At 58.0% G+C, this 18,240-nt stretch carries 14 protein-coding genes; 7 read left to right on the top strand and 7 right to left on the bottom strand.

From position 1 onward, the window contains the following. Window position 1: 1 nt before the first annotated feature. Window positions 2–1,105 carry a PD40 domain-containing protein gene (locus C5Y96_RS19420; protein WP_105356785.1) on the bottom strand — a complete coding sequence of 368 codons (1,104 nt, stop codon included), beginning with the start codon at window positions 1,103–1,105 and terminating at the stop codon, window positions 2–4. A gap of 384 nt (window positions 1,106–1,489) precedes the next feature. Here C5Y96_RS19420 and C5Y96_RS19425 point away from each other — a divergent pair, with 384 nt between their 5' ends. The 3 genes from C5Y96_RS19425 (at window position 1,490) to glnD (ending at window position 6,101) form a co-directional block, all read left to right on the top strand. After that, window positions 1,490–2,917 carry an ammonium transporter gene (locus C5Y96_RS19425; RefSeq protein ID WP_409994430.1) on the top strand — a complete coding sequence of 476 codons (1,428 nt, stop codon included), beginning with the start codon at window positions 1,490–1,492 and terminating at the stop codon, window positions 2,915–2,917. Window positions 2,918–3,022: 105 nt separating this feature from the next. Next, a complete protein-coding gene (locus tag C5Y96_RS19430; protein ID WP_105356788.1) occupies window positions 3,023–3,361 on the top strand; it encodes a P-II family nitrogen regulator in 339 nt (112 codons plus the stop codon). 103 nt (window positions 3,362–3,464) lie between these two features. Next, complete coding sequence (glnD, locus tag C5Y96_RS19435; RefSeq protein ID WP_105356789.1) at window positions 3,465–6,101, top strand: [protein-PII] uridylyltransferase; 2,637 nt, start codon at window positions 3,465–3,467, stop codon at window positions 6,099–6,101. Between the two features lie 5 nt (window positions 6,102–6,106). Here glnD and C5Y96_RS19440 read toward each other — a convergent pair whose 3' ends face one another. From C5Y96_RS19440 to mutM, 3 genes are all read right to left on the bottom strand, one after another. Further along, on the bottom strand, window positions 6,107–7,507 hold the full coding sequence (locus C5Y96_RS19440) for a DUF1570 domain-containing protein (protein WP_146115732.1): 1,401 nt from the start codon (window positions 7,505–7,507) through the stop codon (window positions 6,107–6,109). A 12-nt stretch (window positions 7,508–7,519) separates the two neighbouring features. Next, window positions 7,520–8,542 carry a DUF3500 domain-containing protein gene (locus C5Y96_RS19445; RefSeq protein WP_105356795.1) on the bottom strand — a complete coding sequence of 341 codons (1,023 nt, stop codon included), beginning with the start codon at window positions 8,540–8,542 and terminating at the stop codon, window positions 7,520–7,522. A gap of 98 nt (window positions 8,543–8,640) precedes the next feature. Continuing rightward, complete coding sequence (gene mutM, locus C5Y96_RS19450; protein ID WP_105356796.1) at window positions 8,641–9,480, bottom strand: bifunctional DNA-formamidopyrimidine glycosylase/DNA-(apurinic or apyrimidinic site) lyase; 840 nt, start codon at window positions 9,478–9,480, stop codon at window positions 8,641–8,643. Window positions 9,481–9,649: 169 nt separating this feature from the next. Here mutM and trpB point away from each other — a divergent pair, with 169 nt between their 5' ends. The 3 genes from trpB to C5Y96_RS19465 all read left to right on the top strand — a co-directional run bounded on the left by trpB (window position 9,650) and on the right by C5Y96_RS19465 (window position 12,974). Further along, complete coding sequence (trpB, locus tag C5Y96_RS19455; protein ID WP_233199027.1) at window positions 9,650–10,864, top strand: tryptophan synthase subunit beta; 1,215 nt, start codon at window positions 9,650–9,652, stop codon at window positions 10,862–10,864. Between the two features lie 141 nt (window positions 10,865–11,005). Further along, on the top strand, window positions 11,006–11,809 hold the full coding sequence (gene trpA / locus C5Y96_RS19460; protein WP_105356798.1) for a tryptophan synthase subunit alpha: 804 nt from the start codon (window positions 11,006–11,008) through the stop codon (window positions 11,807–11,809). Window positions 11,810–12,434: 625 nt separating this feature from the next. Further along, the gene (locus C5Y96_RS19465) at window positions 12,435–12,974 is read left to right on the top strand and encodes a hypothetical protein (protein ID WP_105356799.1); all 540 of its coding nucleotides are present in this window, start codon (window positions 12,435–12,437) and stop codon (window positions 12,972–12,974) included. A gap of 276 nt (window positions 12,975–13,250) precedes the next feature. Here the strand turns inward: C5Y96_RS19465 and C5Y96_RS19470 are convergent, their stop codons facing one another. The 3 genes from C5Y96_RS19470 to C5Y96_RS19480 form a co-directional block, all read right to left on the bottom strand. Beyond that, a complete protein-coding gene (locus tag C5Y96_RS19470) occupies window positions 13,251–13,736 on the bottom strand; it encodes an LURP-one-related/scramblase family protein (RefSeq protein WP_105356801.1) in 486 nt (161 codons plus the stop codon). A gap of 63 nt (window positions 13,737–13,799) precedes the next feature. Next, complete coding sequence (locus tag C5Y96_RS19475; protein WP_105356810.1) at window positions 13,800–14,726, bottom strand: ABC transporter ATP-binding protein; 927 nt, start codon at window positions 14,724–14,726, stop codon at window positions 13,800–13,802. Window positions 14,727–14,759: 33 nt separating this feature from the next. Further along, the gene (locus C5Y96_RS19480; protein WP_105356813.1) at window positions 14,760–17,456 is read right to left on the bottom strand and encodes a hypothetical protein; all 2,697 of its coding nucleotides are present in this window, start codon (window positions 17,454–17,456) and stop codon (window positions 14,760–14,762) included. A gap of 171 nt (window positions 17,457–17,627) precedes the next feature. Here C5Y96_RS19480 and C5Y96_RS19485 point away from each other — a divergent pair, with 171 nt between their 5' ends. After that, window positions 17,628–18,143 carry an SRPBCC family protein gene (locus C5Y96_RS19485; RefSeq protein WP_105356815.1) on the top strand — a complete coding sequence of 172 codons (516 nt, stop codon included), beginning with the start codon at window positions 17,628–17,630 and terminating at the stop codon, window positions 18,141–18,143. The last annotated feature ends 97 nt before the right edge of the window (window positions 18,144–18,240 follow it).

Here is an 18,240-nt window from a genome sequence, read left to right on the forward strand (position 1 = left end):
GTTACTTTTCTTCCGTGGGTTGATCTTCCGGGAATGTGAAGTCGGCGATGAACAGCTGGCTGCTGTGATCATCGGTTCGGGTGCTGGTCCACATCAACTTTTTGCCATCGGGCGAAAAGACCGGCAACACGTCGGCCGCGGGGCTGTCGGTGATTCGCCAGATCGGGCCCGGCTTGATGGCATCGTCGGTCTCTTCGTACTTCATCAGCCACAGGTCGTAGTTAGGCCGCCCTGGCTGCGAGTGGTCGGCACCGGCCCAAATGATATAAGGCTTCGTCGGATGCCAATAGGGTGCCCAGTTCACACCGACATTGTCGGTCAGCTGAAATTCTTTTTCACCATCGACCGAGATCACATAAATCTGCAGAAACCCTTCCTGCTTGCGATCGCTGCGGAAGACAATCCATTTGCCGTTAGGGGAAATGAATGGTCCGCCGTCGTACCCTTTGGCGTTGGTCAACTGCTTCACGTTCGAGCCGTCGACATCCATGATGTACAGGTCGGGATCGCCGTCGCGGTCGCTGCAGAACGCGATCTTCTTGCCGTCGTACGAGAACGCCCCTTCGGCGTCGTACCCTTGGGTGGTAGTCAGCGGGGTCAGCTCGCCTGATTTCATGTCTTTGACGTAGATATCGGTGTAGGGATCGAAGTCCCAGGCATATCGTCGTCGCTGTCCGCTGCGGCGTTCCTCTTCCTGCTTGGCGACTTCTTCGTCTTCGGTCTGCTTCATGTTCGGGTCGCGATGGCTGCTGGCGAACAAGATGTTCTTGCCATCGACGGTAAAGTAAGCACAGGTGGTGCGTCCGCGACCAGTGCTGACCAGTTCAGGCTCGCCACCGGCCAGGGGCTGCGTGTAGATCTGGTAGAAGGGGTACTGCGGAGGAACGGCCTGGTAGACGATCCGCTCGCCATCGGGCGAAAAGTACCCTTCCCCGGCTTTGACCATGCCCGAGGTCACCTGGCGGACGTTGGCCAGGTACTTGGATTCGGCCGATGGGGTATCGGCCTGGGGGGCAACAGCTTCCGGAGGTTGAGCCAGTGCGGTGGCACTGCCGATCAAAACAAGGGTGGCGAGTGAGACAGTGGTGTGCAAACGCGTCAGCATCGAGGCGGCTCCCTGGTGTGGTGGGCGAATTACAGACACGGAAGGGTTTGGGTTTATTATAGGCAGCTTTCCACCCCTCTGTCCGGCCTTGATGTGCCTTCGCCTACCGAAAAAAGTTACGAGAACTGGACTTATCTACTTTACGCGGAGGCCGTCGCCCCCTATTTTTTGTACTGAACTTTGTGCAACTTCCGCATCAGGCAAGACACTGGGACTTCTCTCCAGACTCAGTGGCGGAAACGCAGAGGCATCACGAGCGCGATGATCCAGGCAAATCATCAGGCGGCGCGCGTAGTACCCCACAATCTGATACAACCTTTTTAGAGGTGGAGATTCATGCGCACGTATTTCCTTCGTGAACGATCGGCCTGCGCGCTGATCGCGATGTTAGTCGGACTTATTCTCTGTCAGCCGTTGATGGCTCAACTTGCCCCAGAAACGGGCGAAGATCCACCGGCTGTCGAGCAAAACGTCCCCGTCGAAGCCGGCAACGCAGGCGAAGTCGAAGTTCCGGAAGAAGAAGCCCCGGGTCTCGATACGGGGGATAATGCCTGGATGCTGACTTCCAGTGCGTTGGTTCTGTTCATGACCGCCCCGGGTCTGGCGATGTTCTATAGCGGGCTGGTTCGCAAGAAAAACGTCTTGGGCGTGATGATGCAGTGTTTGTTCCTGATGGGCTTGATGACGGTTGTCTGGAGCCTATGGGGTTACACGCTGTGCTTCGGCGGCTCGAATCCCTACTTCGGCGATCTTGAATTCCTGTTCATGAACAACGTCCAGCCGGCCTGGGATGCCGACTTGGGCGAGCCGGTCACCCCGATGCACGGGACCATTCCGGAATACACGTTCATGTTGTTCCAGGGGATGTTCTTCATTATCACCCCTGCCCTGATCTGTGGTGCGTTCGCCGAACGGATGAAGTTCTCGGCGATGGCTGTCTTCTCGATCCTGTGGGGAACGCTGGTCTACTGCCCGCTGTGTCACTGGGTTTGGGACGGCGGTATCCTCGCCTACGGTGGAGCCGATTCGTTGGCCGGTGGCGCGCTCGACTTTGCTGGGGGTACCGTGGTGCATATCAGCTCTGGTATCTCGGCCCTGGTTTGTGCCATGTTCGTCGGCAAGCGTCTGGGGTTCGGCCACGATGACATGCGTCCACACAACTTGACCTACACCACGCTGGGTGCCGCGATGCTGTGGGTGGGGTGGTTTGGTTTCAATGCCGGAAGTGCCGGTGCCGCCAACGGCCTGGCTTCCAACGCGTTTGCCGTGACTCACTTTTCTGCCGCCGCGGGTGCCGTGGCCTGGTCGCTGATGGAATGGATTCTCCGTGGCAAGCCGAGCGTGCTCGGATGTGCTTCGGGTGCGGTTGCCGGCCTGGTGTGCATTACCCCTGCCGCTGGTTTCGTATTGCCGATGCCGGCCTTGGTGATGGGAGCTGCCGCTGGCATCGTTTGCTATTATTCCTGTGCCGTGCTGAAGCAAAGCATGGGTTACGACGACTCGTTGGACGCGTTTGGCGTGCATGGTGTCGGTGGAACCTTGGGTGCCGTCCTGACTGGTGTTTTCGCTTCGCGCAACGTTTGTGGCGATCTGACCGGCGGCGAGCCGATTGGGCTCTACGAAGGGGGCGGCGTCACGCTGCTGATCGGCCAGATTGTGGCCGTGCTGGTGACGATTGCCTTTTCGGTGGTGGCCACGGTGATCTTGCTGAAGCTGATCGACGTAGTGATTGGCCTGCGAGTGACCCAGGAAAGCGAAATCCGTGGTCTGGATATCTCCGAACATGGGGAAGAAGGCTACATCTTCAGCTAAAGTCGCACGCCTTCAAGGCGATGCATTTTCATATTTCACGACCGAGCCAGCCCCTGCTGGCTCGGTCCCTCGAACAGCAATCAGCCGCACTTAGGAGATATACCGATGAAAAAAGTGGAAGCGGTTATCCGCCATTTCAAATTGGATGACGTCAAGAACGCGCTCAGCGAGCAAGGCGTGTTCGGCATGACCGTCATCGAGGTATCGGGCTACGGTCGTCAGAAGGGACACACCGAGACGTATCGTGGCACCGAATATGCGGTCGACTTCGTGCCCAAGAAGAAGATCGAAGTCGTTTGTAGCGACGAAAACCTGCAGAAGGTTATCGATACCATCCTGCGGACGGCTCAAACCGGCCAAATTGGGGACGGCAAGATCTTTGTCACCAATTTGGAAGACAGTATCCGTATCCGAACCGGTGAAACAGGCGAAGACGCCATTTGAATGCCCGGCACGGACGGTTAATTGGACTAGACTAAACTGATAACGGTGCCATCCGGTTGAATCGGCACCGTTTTTTTACCTGACGAGACAGGCGAAGCAATTCATGGCAGCACTGCGCCTTCGCGAATCAGTCATCGCGGCAAAACAGAAGCTCGCAGCGGATCGAGAGAAACTCAAACGCCAACATCAGGCCGGCACGCCTGGTGTTCAGTTGTGCGCGCAGATCACCGATTGCTTCGATTCCATCCTGCTGGATCTGGTCAATGCCGCGGCCGAGGACGTGCCTGGGTTCACGGCAGAACGCGTGCTGAGTAACGTCTCGATCGTTCCGCACGGTGGTTATGGACGCCGCGATACGGCCCCTTACTCCGACATCGACCTGATGATCATGCACGCGCCGACCTTTCGCGAGCCGGCGATTAAGTTCACCAAGCGTCTGCAGCAAGATGTCTTCGACGTCGGTTTGATCCTGGGGCATAGCCTTCGCACCCCCAAGCAGGCCATTTCCTCTGCGCTCAGCGATGCGACCATCTTCACTTCGCTGGCCGAGAACCGTTTCCTGGCTGGCAGCGTCGGGCTGTTTCGCGATTTCGCCGAACCCTTTCGAAGAAGGGCCAAGCTCAGCTTTCGCAGTCTCTTCCATGCGATCATGAAAGCCCGCGACGAGGAACGCGCGCAGTATGGCGAGATTGTCCATTTGCTCGAGCCCAACATCAAACGCTCTAGCGGTACTTTGCGTGGTATCCAGATGGTTCGTTGGCTTGGCTTTGCCAAGTTCGGCGAGAACGAAATCGACGCGCTCAATCGTGTGGGTGCCATCTCGGACCGCGACCGCAAGATCCTCCGCGATGCCCGCGAGTATCTGCTGCGGCTACGCAACGAACTCCACTTCCACGCCGGCAAGTCGTCGGACTTGCTCGATCGTGCCGAACAGATTCGCATCGCCGAACTGTATGGTTACAAAGGAACCGATGGGCTGCTGCCGGTCGAACAGTTCATGCAATCGTATTTCGAGCAAACCGGTGGTGTGCGCGATGCGGCCCGGCACTTTATCGCCTCGATCCGGCCTCAGTCTCCTATCACCACGATCTTCGGTCCGATCATGACCCGCCGCGTCGATCGCGACTTTCATGTGGGGCCTTATCGCATCAGCACCTCCAAACGCTGGAAGCAGCACAAAGCCGGTCAGATCGACCAGGTGCTGGAACTGATGATTGCCGCCAGCCGGTTTGAACGCCAGATCGATCATCCGACCTGGGAAGTCATTCGCAGCAAGATGCAGGGACAAGGGGAAATTGAAATGACCGAGGCGACCCGCCGGGCATTTCTGACCCTGCTGTCCGAGCCTGGCCGGCTGGCTCAATTGCTGGGGCGGCTGCATGAGCTGCGGCTGTTGGAAAAGATCATTCCTCCCATGGCCCACGCGCGGTGCCTGCTGCAGTTCAATCAGTATCACAAGTACACCGTCGATGCCCACTGCATCAAAACGGTCGACTGCGCCACCGAGTTCCTCCACCGCGACGACACCTTGGGTGCCGTCTATATGAAGATCAAAAAGAAGTGGCTGCTGCACCTGGCCCTGCTCATACACGATCTGGGGAAAGGGTTCCCCGAAGATCACAGCATCGTTGGGGCGCGCATCGCCGCCGAAGTGGCCGATCGGTTCTGGTTATCGCAACAAGATAAAGAAACACTCGTACACCTGGTACTGCATCACCTGACGATGTCGCACCTGGCCTTCCGCCGCGATACGTCGGACGAACAGCTCGTGCTGAGCTTTGCCATGGCCAACGGACCGGCCGAGCGGATGCGCATGCTGTACGTGCTGACGTGTGCCGATTTCGCTGGCGTCGGTCCTGGTACGCTCAACGACTGGAAGGTCCGCGTGCTTACCGACTTGTATCGGCGTTCGATGCAGAACCTGGGCGGAGACGATACGGTCGATACGGTGGCGCTGCGTCGTAAGAAACTCGATCGCCTGGCGGAACTCGTTCGCGGTCATGAAAACGAAGAGTGGTACCGTCACGTTATCGATACGTTGCCGGAAGGGTTCCTGCAGGAAACGCCCGCCACGCAGATCATTAGCGACCTCGAACAACTTCAGGCCATGAGGGACGATTCGCCGATGGTCGCTTGTCAGTACCGCCAAGATCGCGGCGTGCTGGAGATCACGATCGGTACCAAGGAAGCCCTCATGCAAGGGGTCTTCCACAAGCTGACCGCCGCGGTGACCAGCCAACGCATGACAATTCTTGCCGCCGAGATCAACACCCTGGCCGACGGGCTGGTGCTCGATCGTTACTTCGTGCAGGACCAAGACCACGATGGCCAGTCGCCTCCTGAGCGAATGGAAGACATCTGCCAACGCATCCGCAAATACTTGACCGGCCCGGAAGATCAAACGCCAACCTTCACCACGACCTGGACCTCGCGGAACCAGCGTCTGGCGGAAGAAGCGATTCCAATCCCGACCGAAATCAAGATCGACAACGAGACGTCCGAGCAGTTCACGATCGTCGAGATCTTCACGCAGGACCGCCAGGCCCTGCTCTACCAGATTTCGCGACTGCTGTACGATATCGGCCTGAGCGTTCACGTGGCCCGCATCACAACCCACCTGGATCAAGTGGTCGACGTCTTCTACGTGACCGATTCCGACGGGCACAAGATCTTCGATGGCGAACGGCTCGAGTCGATCAAGCGAACGCTCGGAGAAGCTCTCGTCGAGCAGACATCGTAAGTGCGTTACGAGGGAAGCTGGCGAATAAACGCGACCCACTCGGCCTGCACGCGGGAAACGCTCTCGCCGAATGTTTCTTCGACGGTGGGGGCCGGCAGATTTCGCTTATGGACGTAGCGGTCCAGGCTGCCAGGGGCGAATAGCTGTTTCTGAAACACCAGGTACCACGCCAATCCCCACGCCACGTCGTAGTCGAGTCGCCCTTCGTGCAGGTTCTCGAACAGGATGAAGCTGCCTGCTTTGGTTTGAAGAATCCGCTGCAGGCTCATTCCGTTGTCCCGTTCGAGCCGCTCCTTCAAGCTTGCCAGGATCTCTTTCGGCGGCAGGTCGATGCGGAACGTGCCATTTTCAAACTGGGCATGCTCAAACAACTGGGCCAGCCCTTCGTTCAACCAGATCGGCACCTCGTATTCTCCTTGCGGATAGAGGTAGTTCTCGACGTAGGCATGAAACGATTCGTGGCACAGGTGCTGCGTGGCCTGGTTGATCAACGAATCGAGTGTCGTCTGGTTGCGGCGATCGGTGACTTGGATCTGTGCCTGGGCCTTCTTGAAGTCACGTTGCCACGCCTCGCGTCGCGTTTGCACTTCGGTAACGATCGTATCAGGCTGCCAGCCTGCATCTTTCAATCGCTTGGCCAGTTGATTCAGGTCTTCCGGCAGCTTCTTCTCGCGCTCGGACCACTGAGCCAGGATCGCTTCGTGCCGTGCGTGAGCCAGTTCCAGGCGAGCCTGAAACGCACCCAGGTCTGAACCAATCAGAACCTGGTTGGTATGCGGAACGTAAACGGCCGGGTTATCGATCGTTAAGCCAATCTTCTTGAGGTACGCCGAATAGCTGTCGATCGAATAGAACAGCACAATCTGGATCGGGCTGTTGGGCTTCTGCTTCGGCGGCAGCCAGTGCTCGAAGGCCTGAAAGATTTGATCCACGCGCACGGCGAACGTCCGTGTCATGTCTTCGTTCAAGGGGCTGATCAGTACGAAGCGATCCCCTTGGTACTGCCAGGCCTGGTCGGTTTCGAGAATCGCCGACTTGGTGCGTTTGAGGGTGAGCGAGTCTTTCGCGGCCGCACGAATCTGCGTGTGGTTGCGTAGCCGATCGACCAGCTTTTCCAGTTGCTTGCGATCTTCGCCAGAGACTTTATCGAGGCTCTTCTTCTGATTGGCGCTGATCGTGTGGATGACGGCAAACATCGGTTTGCCAGGGGGGCGAACAACCTCTAAGAACTCGAGGTTTCGCGGAGATTCTTCGAGCAGCATTCCCTGCAACTGCGTACCGTCGGTCAGCGTCAAGCGATCGCTTTCTTGATCGCGCAGCGGATCTTGCGGTTGGGCAGGCAGCGGCAATGCCAACAAGGACATTGCCGCTAAAGTGAAACAGGCGACTAGCGCGGCTCGCGTCACAAACAGCCCCACTTAGGCGGCGTTGAAGGGAACTTTGTGCGAGTCGGCGACGTTCACCCAGCAGTGAACATGCGGCTTGCCTCGGAAGTACCAGACGAAGCTCGGTCCTTCCAGACGCCAGTTGTCCCACACCTTGTCGTTGCCCATGTCCGAATCTTCGTAGAACGACAGGTGGCACGCATCCAGGCCGCCATACTTGTTCAAGCAGGCCACCACTTCGTCTTGATCGCTTTGACGATAGGGCTCGATCAAAAGCTTCAGCACGCCTTGTACGGCTTCCTTCTGATCGTCGGAAAGGTCACCCACTTTGATACCGGTGAACTTGGCTTCGGGACCTTGGAAACTGTTTTCCTGTTCGACGGGGCTCTTCTTCACCAGCGCGACCTGCTGCTGCTTGCCGTCGAGGATCTCGTACACCTTGTTGGCGGCTTGGGCCTGGTGCCAGAAGACGTTGCCGGGGTGGTCCGACTTTTCGTTGAATGCTTTGGCCGCATGACCATAGAAGATCGGTCCGCCAAAGGCGACGTGCTCGGCCGAGTTGCCGTCGCAGCGCATCGTCATGTGACGACCAGTGATCACCAGCTCGAACTTCCCTTCGCCAGGTTTACCGAAGATGGCGATGTTTTGCTGCTTGCCGAAGCCGCCGGCATCGTCCTTCAACTGCTGGTCAAACTTTTCGACCCATTCCGGATTGACCATCCCCACAAAGATCTGCCGAATCAGGTGCTGCTGATCCTTGGTGTAGTAATTGCCGGCGATCGTCTGGTCGACGATGTGCCAGTTGTTCTCGACGTGGGTTCGCAGCTTCCCTTGGAAGACCGTCTCGTGATCCCAGTCGAACGTGATGTCCTTTTTCTGCTTGTCGCTCAGCGTGTCGTACAGAACTTTCACGAGTGACTCAGGCGTCTCTTGCTTGGGTGCTTCATCGGCGGCTAGTAGCGAAGTAGCACCGAGGGCAAGGCCAGCCGTCGTGGCAGCAGCAGTCTGCAGAAAATCGCGTCGATTGGGGGGGACCAGGGGAAGGCGACTTGGCATCGAGAGGACCTCCAGGAAGGGAGAGAAAAATGAGGAGCGCACTTCATCTATTTTTAACCGACCTCACCCATAGAAAACAATGGAAATGTCGATTCCGGTTATTTCTCCTTCTGGCAGCGGGGGCAATGGAAGGTCGCCCGTTGGGCTTGAACCGTCCGCACAATCACCCCTTTACCACACGAACGACACACTTCGCCCTGCTTGGCATACACGCGGTGCTCGTTCTGATAGCTGCCGTTTTGGTTCAATGCGTTGCGATAAGTCCCGTCGTTGAGGGTCGATCCTTCGTACCGAATGGCCAGTTCCAGCACTTCGACCATGCAGGCATGAATCTGCTTCCAGGCCTGGGAACTGACGTTACTGCACGGCGTCGCCGGATGGACCTTTGCCAGGTGCAGGATCTCGGAAGCATACAGATTTCCGATGCCAGCAATCCGCCGCTGATCCAACAGCGCGACCTTGATCGGCTGCCGCGTGGAAGAAAACTTCTCGCGGAAGGTCGTCGCATCGACATCGAGCGCATCCGGCCCGAGCCGCCCCTGGTGGAACTCTTCGGCAAATTGTTCCGCCGAAAACCACCGAACCGAACCGAGTCCGCGGCGGTCCCAGTACAAAAGCTCCGGATGTTGCGAGCCGGAAAGGGTGAGCCGGACGCGTAAATGATCGCGTGTTGGTGGATCCGAAATGAGCACCAGTCCGGTCATGCGGGGCTCGAACATCAGCCGCGATTGGTCGTCCAGGACCAGCAGCACCCGCTTTCCGAGCCGGTCGATCCGTTGGATCGTGCGACCAACCAACTTTTTTTTCAGCACACCAGCGGTGGGGGTAATGCCGATGGGACGACGTTCGCACGCCAGTTTTTCAAAGCTTTCGATACGACCACCAACCAGGCCCAGCACGCCCCGTCGCATCGTTTCGACTTCAGGAAGTTCCGGCAATTGGCTACTCTCCGCTCGTTTCTGGCACCGATCGTGGTGATCGCATCTACTTGACCCCCTTACAGGTTGCCCGGATACTCAAAGGTTTATCACGCAGGCACCTGCGTCGCATAACTGGGAGCGATCCCGCTGCGACGTCATCCCCAAATCGTGACACATGGATCCGCTGATGGAAAGTCTAGGTACCGCCAGTCGTAATGTTCCTGATCCCGCCGGCCGCTTTGGTCCGTTCGGGGGGCGATATGTCCCTGAAACGTTGACCCAGGCCCTCGACGAGCTCGCGGCTGAATACGAAAAGGCCGTGCAGGATCCTACCTTCTTCGAAGAACTGAAGGGCCTGCTGCGAGACTTCGTTGGTCGTCCCTCGCCGTTTTATCATGCCAAGCGGCTGAGCGAGCAAGTCGGTGGTGCTCAAATCTGGCTCAAACGCGAAGACACCAATCACACCGGCGCTCACAAAATCAACAACACGCTCGGCCAGGCTCTGCTGACCCTGCGCATGGGCAAAAAGCGTGTCATCGCCGAAACCGGTGCCGGCCAGCATGGCGTGGCCACGGCAACCGCTTGTGCTCACTTCGGCATTCCTTGCGTCGTGTACATGGGCGAAGAAGACATTCGCCGCCAGGCCCCTAACGTCTTCAGCATGAAACTGCTGGGCGCGGAAGTTCGCCCGGTAACCACCGGTTCGCGAACCCTCCGCGACGCGATCAACGAAGCGATGCGCGATTGGATGGCTTCGGTTCAAGACACCCACTACATCCTGGGTAGCGTCGTTGGTCCGCATCCTTTCCCACGGATCGTGCGCGACTTCCAAGCCGTGATCGGCGAAGAAGCCCGCCAGCAAAGTCTCGATCGCCTGGGCATGCTCCCCAATAAGGTCGTGGCCTGCGTCGGTGGCGGCAGCAACGCGGCTGGCATGTTCTATCCATTTGTTGAAGACAAAGAGGTCGAACTGATCGGCGTCGAAGCTGGCGGTCGCGGTCCCAAGGCCGGCGATCACGCTTCGCCCCTCACCTACGGCCAGCCAGGCGTGCTGCATGGTAGCTACAGCTACGTGATGCAGGACGAAGACGGCCAAACGTGCGACGTTCACTCGATGTCGGCAGGCCTTGACTATCCCGGCGTTGGTCCCGAGCACAGCTACTGGAAGGCCACCGGCCGCGTCGAGTACACGTGCTGCGAGGACAACGACGCGATGAAAGGTTTCGACGCGCTGGCCGCTTCGGAAGGGATTCTGCCGGCGCTGGAATCTTCGCATGCCGTGGCCAAGGCCATGGAAGTCGCCGCCAAAATGCCGAAGGATCAGGTCGTTTTGGTGTGTCTGTCCGGTCGCGGAGATAAAGACGCCGCCGAGATCGCCCGCCTCAAAGGCGTTAAGTATTAATCAAACCAATCAGACTCGATCCGTGTGCCACTGGCCTCTGGCCAGTGCGAACCAGTAACCGGGTCTCTCAAGAGCACTGGCCAGAGGCCAGTGGCACACTTTCGTCCAACCTTAGCTAATACCCACAAAGGTTACGCCCCGATGTCCGCAGTCGATCGAGCTTTTGAAACCCTGCGTTCGCAAAACAAAAAAGCGTTGGTTCCGTTTGTCACCGCTGGCGATCCTTCCCTGGAGATCACTGCGGCGGCCCTCACCGAACTGGGCAAACGTGGTGCGACCGTGTGCGAAGTGGGCATTCCGTACAGCGACCCTATCGCCGACGGCCCCGTGATTCAAGCTTCGTACACCCGGGCACTCGACAAGAAGATCAAACTGAAGTCGATCCTCGAAACGATCGGCAGCGTTACGCCGACCCTCCCCTGCCCTGTCGTCACGATGATCAGCTACGCGATCATTCATCGTCACGGCCCCGAGCAGTTCCTGGAAATGGCCCAGGCCGCCGGCGTCAGCGGCGCGATCGTGCCCGACCTGTTGGTCGAAGAATCGGAAGCGTTCGCCAAGCTGTGCAAAGAGCGAGACTTCAGCCTGATCCAACTGGTCACGCCGACTACCTCCAAAGAACGAGCCAAGAAGATCGTCGAAACGTCGACCGGCTTCATCTACTACGTCTCGGTCGCTGGCATCACCGGCGAACGCACCGAACTGCCGCCAGATATCGTCGACAACGTGAAGTGGCTCAAGAGCCAAACCGACCTGCCGATCTGCATTGGCTTCGGCATCAACAAGCCAGAGCACGTCTACATGCTGAAGGATGCCTGCGACGGCGTGATCGTCGGCTCGGCCATTGTCCGCCGCCTGTGCGAAGCAGAAACGAAGCCCCAGGCAGAGGTCATCGAGGAAGTCGGCCAGTATGCCGACTCGCTGCTGGAAGCCTTGAACGGCTAGGGACTCTTCTCGGAAAGAGTTTTTGACCACGGATATCACGGATGGCCACGGATAAAATTCCGGGTGCCACCCTCAAGTCCGCTTGGGCGTGCGAATCTGGAAGTCAGACATCTATTGCTAGATAAGTCTGCCTGGTAGTCGCACAACCAAAATTCTTATCGGTGTTGATCCGTGTAATCCGTGATTAGCCTTCTCTCTTCCTCTTGTGTCTGATAGATGGTCCCCGCTTCGCACGCCCAAGCGGACTTGGGCGTGGCACCCGGCATCCGGATCCTAGTTCATTCCCATCCGCGACCATCTGCGTAATCCGCAGTTAGCCCCCTCGCTTCCTTCCCAGCAATTCGCAAATCAAAAGCTACCCTCTGGCTGTTCCCGAGCTACAATGGTATTAGGCAAATTACTGAACTTGACTCAGAGTATTAGCCGAAATTAATGTAGCTTTAGAGCGTTTGCGAAGGTGAGCCAATGGGTACACCGTTCGCATCCTTGCCCCATTCATGCGTGTGGACATTACTTCACCCTTCGGGCAACCATGCGGGCCACTTTTGCGGCATCGCTGGGCACCTAAGCCAAGTGCCTGACGGGTTTTGCTGACCGACTTCACTGTACGGGAGGGGAACCAACCATGCATGCCGACGATGACAGCACCAAGATGCACCGCTTCTTTGCAGGCATCACCGAGCAGACCTTTCAGGCCAAGCTCGGCGTCCCGGATACCGACCTGATCGACTATCTGACCGGACTTCTGACCCGATTCATTCACAGCGAAATGGTATTCAAGGTCCGCAGTTTGACGGGCAAACCGCTTACCGAAGTTGCCGACATGCTGGTCGAAGCGGAAGCCAGGATTGGCCAGGCGAAACAGTCCGTTCACCAACACGTGGGTGACTTCCTCCTCTTCTGGAGCGGTGTCTACCCCGAAAGCCTGGCCCGCATGCAAAAGGCCGATCGTAAAGATCATCTGCTCAATTACTGGGGAGTCGGCAAGATGGCCTACGCGAAAGCGAGCGAGCTATCGGCCGAAGAACACTCCGACCAGGAAGCCGAACTGCTTCATAAACTAAGCCACGAGTTCGAGCTGTGCGCCTACGGCCTGGGCGAAGTCCGCCGCGAATGGGAACGCCGCGACCAGGAAGGGGACTCAAGGCAGATCATCGTGATGTAGGAAGAGGTTTTTGACCACGGATTACACCGATGAACACGGATAAGATACCGGGTGCCACGCCCAAGTCCGCTTGGGCGTGTGAAGTTAGCATAGGGCCTCGCGCGAGCACCCTAAATCATGGGCACCCGCTTCGCATGCCCAAGAAGACTTGGGAGTGGCACCCTATGTGTCTCTCTCATCCGTGATATCCGTGGTTGGTCCCTTCTTCTCCTTTTCCGCTTCTTAAGCGATTAACTCCAGCACGCCGGTTACGCAGTTGGAAAGACCCTTGGGCAGTCAATCGTGTCGATCGTCGTGCAGGATCTGATCGATGACGATGCACGCACACAAGATGGTAACATCGTCTTCACCGCTGGTCGTCTCGATGCCGTAGGTGTCGTTCCAGGTCCAAAAGTCTTTGCAGACCTTGGCGACGGTTCGGCCTTCGCGTTGGAACTGGTAGTCGTGCAGCCAGAAACTGCCGTCGATGGTGTAGTCGTTGGGGCCTGGCACATCGAGCGTGAACTTCTGGTTGAACCAGGTGAACTGCTTGTGCATCTCGGCGAAGAGTTTGCCGCCGTGATAGATCTCGTAACACGGCATGAACGACAGCAGTCGCTGCTTGATGAACGCGAGTTCGTTGCCGCGCATGTCGCAGAACGCCAGCTGATCCCCCCACGAAAAGACTTTCCCTTTGATCTGATAGACAGGCTGCTGATCCTCGTCGTAGACGTAAAAGTTGTCTCCCCACGACCAGAATCGCTCTCGGATCACGTATCGCATACTGCTTCCGTTTCCGTGATGAATGAAAAGGTTTTGTTGGCTTAAGACGGAATGTTGTTCGTTCTAAGTCACCAAACCTTTGGTCACCATCATGAAAACGTCTTCCAGCGTCGGATCTTTTTCGGCGAAGGTGCGGACGTTGATTTGGTTGTCGACCAGTTTCTTCAGCAGCGAAGCGACTCCTTGGTCGTCGGTTTGCAGTTCGCATGTTACCTGGCCGCGATCGATATCGACGTCCACACACTCCGGCATGCTGCGAATGATCGAGAGGCCTGCGTCCATGCCGTCGACGAACTTGATGTTGATGATCCGGTTCTTGCGGATGCGGCGGTAGACGTCTTCGATGCTACCGCTCATCAGCAGTTCGCCACGTTCGATAATGCCGATCGACGTGCAGCAGTCGGCCAGTTCCGTCAGGATGTGGCTCGAGATGAGAATGGTCTTTCCCATCTTGCGAAGTTCTTTCAACAGCGCCTTCACCTCCAAACGTGCCCGGGGGTCGAGGCCGCTGGCAGGCTCGTCCAGAATCAGCACCGGCGGATCGTGCACCAAGGTTTTGGCCAGGCACAATCGCTGCTTCATCCCGCGTGACAGGCCGTTCACAAAGTCGTTGCGCTTGTGCGTCAGATCGAGCAGTTCCAGCACGTCGGTGATGACCGCTTTACGCCTGCTGCGGGGGATCTTGTAGGCGACGGCGAAGAAGTCGAGGAACTCCCACACCTTCATGCCGTCGTACACGCCGAAGTTATCCGGCATGTACCCCACGCTGTGCCGCACGTCCATCGGCTGCTCGGCGACATTGAATCCGTTGACGAAGCCTTGCCCGCGCGAGGCGCGTAGCAGCGTGGCCAGGAAGCGGATGCTTGTGCTTTTACCGGCACCGTTGGGGCCGATGAAGCCGAACATCTCGCCGGCGTCGATCTTCAGATTCAGGCATTTGACTGCGGTGAAATCGCCATAGTCTTTGCCGAAGTCGACTAGTTCAATCATCGAGGTACGTCCTGAAGGTGCTTTTCTGAAAAGTTACAACGCGTCGACAGCGTCGAGTTCCATCAACTCGATCTGGGCCGGTTCCTGTCCGAGGAAGCGGCGGGTGTTGGCATCGGGCTTTGGGGTCGGCAAGGCCGCATGCTGAAGGTGGGCAACCACCATCGTGCGGATCGTGCGCTGGTTAGCCGCCGGGGTGATCGTCATGCCCGGCATGTCTTCTTCGGTCCAGCCAATCAGCCGCGTCTCTCCCTTTTTCAGTTGGCGAACGTCTTTCACCGCGTTCAGCATGTGACGCAAGTTGACTTCCCCTTCGGTAGGTGCCAGCGACAATACCGGCGACTGGGTCCACTCGTCGAACAGCAGCCACTGGTCGTCGGCCTGGCCGAAGCGGACTTCCTGTTTCGATTCCGGTTCCAGGTCACCCAGCCAGGCAACTTCGATCTGGTTCGACTGGGCATTGCGGCGAACGATTCCCACATCGTGCAGGGTCTGCGGCGAGGCATACGTCAGCGTGCCGGCTCCGGCGGTGTCGGTGTTCCAGGCGAACATCGGTTGGATCGACGTCGAAAGGAAGTACTCGCTGTGGATCATGGTCGACGAGTTCGAGGCGACTTGAACGCCGCTCAGCTGGATGTCGCCCCCTTCCTGGTGATAGCGGACTTCGCTGGTGCCATCGCCAAAGCGGCGCGACTGCGTGCTGAACGCATCGGCCCCTCGGCCAAACGGCAAGGCGACCGCGGTCGATTCCGAGAAGGTCATGTCGTACGTCGTACTGAGCGACGTGTACAGCGACGTGAACCGCGTCAGGTGAGCACGATGGTAGCCGGCGTGGGCTTCCAGGAAAGCGATCTCCGTGCGGCTGCGGGCAAAACCGATATCAAGTTCCGCCAGCTTGATCACGCAAACCGCACCCAAAATGGCAATCACCGGGGCCGCGATCCAGGCCCATTCGACCCTTCCCAGCATCCAGAATACAAACCAGTTCAGCGGCACCAAGACTAGCAAATAGCCAGCGGTGACACGCAGGACGAAGTTGCCGTTGGGAATGCTGATTCCGGCCGCGTCACGCAAGCATGCCCGGGCCGCGGTCGAGATCCCACCCGAATCGCTCCAACCTCCCACTCCGGACTGATTGTCGTAACCGAAGCCGGCGAATGCATCGATATTCAAGTCGCGTTCGGTCTGCCGGATTTTTTCGGCCAGGTTCTGCTCTGCCTGCAGATCGGCTTGGGGCTCGTCAGGCACGAGATCGACATTTAGACCTGATGTTTCCGGCTGGAATACTACCGGCACTTCTTCTTCGCTGATGTTCACTTCCGGCGTGAGCTCGCTGATCTTGTTCGCATCGCGCTGCTGATAGGCGGGCATCAGGTTGGCCAGGTCGCGGCTCATGAAACGCAGCGAGGTCACCAGCCGTGGGTCGTTTACACCGAAGGAGTCGGCCCAGCCGTTGACGGCTTGTTCGTCGTCGGTCTTGATGAACTTTCGCGGTTCGCGCCGCAACAGGACCGCGTTGAGGAACGAATCGAAGTTCTTCCAATTCCGCGAGATGTCTGGCGAACGAATCTGGAACGCAGTAACCGCGATGCGGCCGCGTCCCACACGCCGCTCGGCGACCAGGTCGCCGGTGTTGGGGATGAACTCTCCTTCAGGGCGAAGCTTCAAATCGGAACCGCGTAATGCCCCGGCCCGCAGGTCGACCTCGTACCGGAGGTCTTGCCACTTGTTGCTCTCGTAGATGCGTTCCGTCTTGACGAACGTATCGTTCCACGCTTGGAAGCGGTCTTGTCCCAGTTCGATGCTGCCGCCGTCGTCGGCCGGTAAGTAGTCTGCGAGGAAGCTCAGTTTCAGGCGATCCAGCGAGTCTGGCCCGCTGATGATCAGTTGCCCGCCGAAGTGGAGCCAGTCGATCATGGCCTGCTGTTGATCGAGCGACAGCAGTTCGGGGTCGATTCCATCCCAGAAGACATAGGCGATCGAAGTCCAGGCCATCGAGTTTTCCGGAACCGAAACGCGATCGATCGTTTTCGGGAGCACCAGGCGATAATGCGGAGCCGTTTCCGACTGGGCCAGCGGCGGATGCAGCGGGCGAACGACGTCGGTCACTTCCAGAAACTGGTATTCGTCGGAAGCACTGGCCAGCACCACCATGTAATACTCTTGGGGATGCATACGCGTGGTGGCCAGGCGATCGACCAGCACGGGGCGTCCTCCACCCACCGGGCGAAGGTCTGCCGCGAACAGCCGCGTTTGCGAGATGTTGCGATCGAACAGCGGTGGATAGAACAGCAGATCGGACCAGCGCTCTTGTCCCTTGGGCAGGGCCAACGGACGCGTCGCGGTGAAGTAGTAATCGGTGTCGGTGATCGGAACGGGACGATTGTTCGAGTCGACCGTCGAGGCGTACAGTTCTCCGCGGAAGTCGAAGTTGTTGGCCTTCATCAGCGTGCTGACGTTGACCCAGTGCCCCGGTTTAACGCGATTGAGCTGCGTGCGACGATCGTCCGACGGCAAGACGTTGAGCTTGGGGGGCTCGAAGTCGTCTTTGGTTTCTTCTTTCTTCAGCCGCGCTTCGCGTTCTTCGAGCGTCTCGGCCGGCTGCAGGCAGCCGGAACAACCGGTGGTGCCCAGCATGCAGAACAAAAGCAGTGCGGCCATCCAATTGCGGCGCACAGGTGATGCCCACAACGGAGTGAAATCGTTTCGCGCCGAGTCGATTGGTAATGCCATGAGGAGAGAAGTCTTTAGCCGCCGAACCAGGAATCCATTACGCCGAGCTAAATTCTGCTCGCGTCAGGCGTTATTTCTTTCCCGTAGCGTAGGAAAGTTACGTCACCGAAGCAAGCAGAAGGATAAGTTCGCGCGTAGGGATTGCCGACCCAATGCGGGGAAAACGAGTTAATGGTATGTGAATTTGCGGATAGAAAGGTGTACGAGGACCTCAGCCCACAAAGTGCGACCGTGCGAAAGCAAGCCGTTCAGATCGAAATCGAAGCCCCTGCACCGCTGGCGTTTGATGTCATTCACGACTACCAGCGACGGCTAGAATGGGATTCGCTGTTGAGCGTGGCCAAAGTTCTACCACCGGACGAGTTGCCTGGGGTGGGTGTTTGTACACGCTGCGTCGGCAAATGGACCTCGTGCTGGATGGTGATGGATACCCGCTACGTGACCTTCGAACGCGGACGTGTCGCGTCGGTAACGCTGGTAAATCGTTCCTGGCTGTTTGCCAGCTTTCACGCCACGATCCGCCACGAGACACTCGCCCCCTCGCGGTCGCGCGTGATCTATATCTACTCGTTTGCGTGCCGCCCCCAAACGCTGGCCTGGGCTTGGGAGCCGATCGTAGACTTCCTGTTGAACCGCGAAACGCAGCGACGGTTGCACTCACTGCGGGACTACGTGCAACGTGTCTGACAAGATGAGCGTTTGCGTCGACGGAACACGCGTCGGCAGGCAAAGCACGCCCAAGCAGACTTGGGCGTGGCCCCCGGGGTGGTGTTGGGGGCGGTGA

The sequence above is a fragment of the Blastopirellula marina genome, from assembly GCF_002967715.1.
Taxonomy (GTDB): Bacteria; Planctomycetota; Planctomycetia; order Pirellulales; family Pirellulaceae; genus Bremerella; species Bremerella marina_B.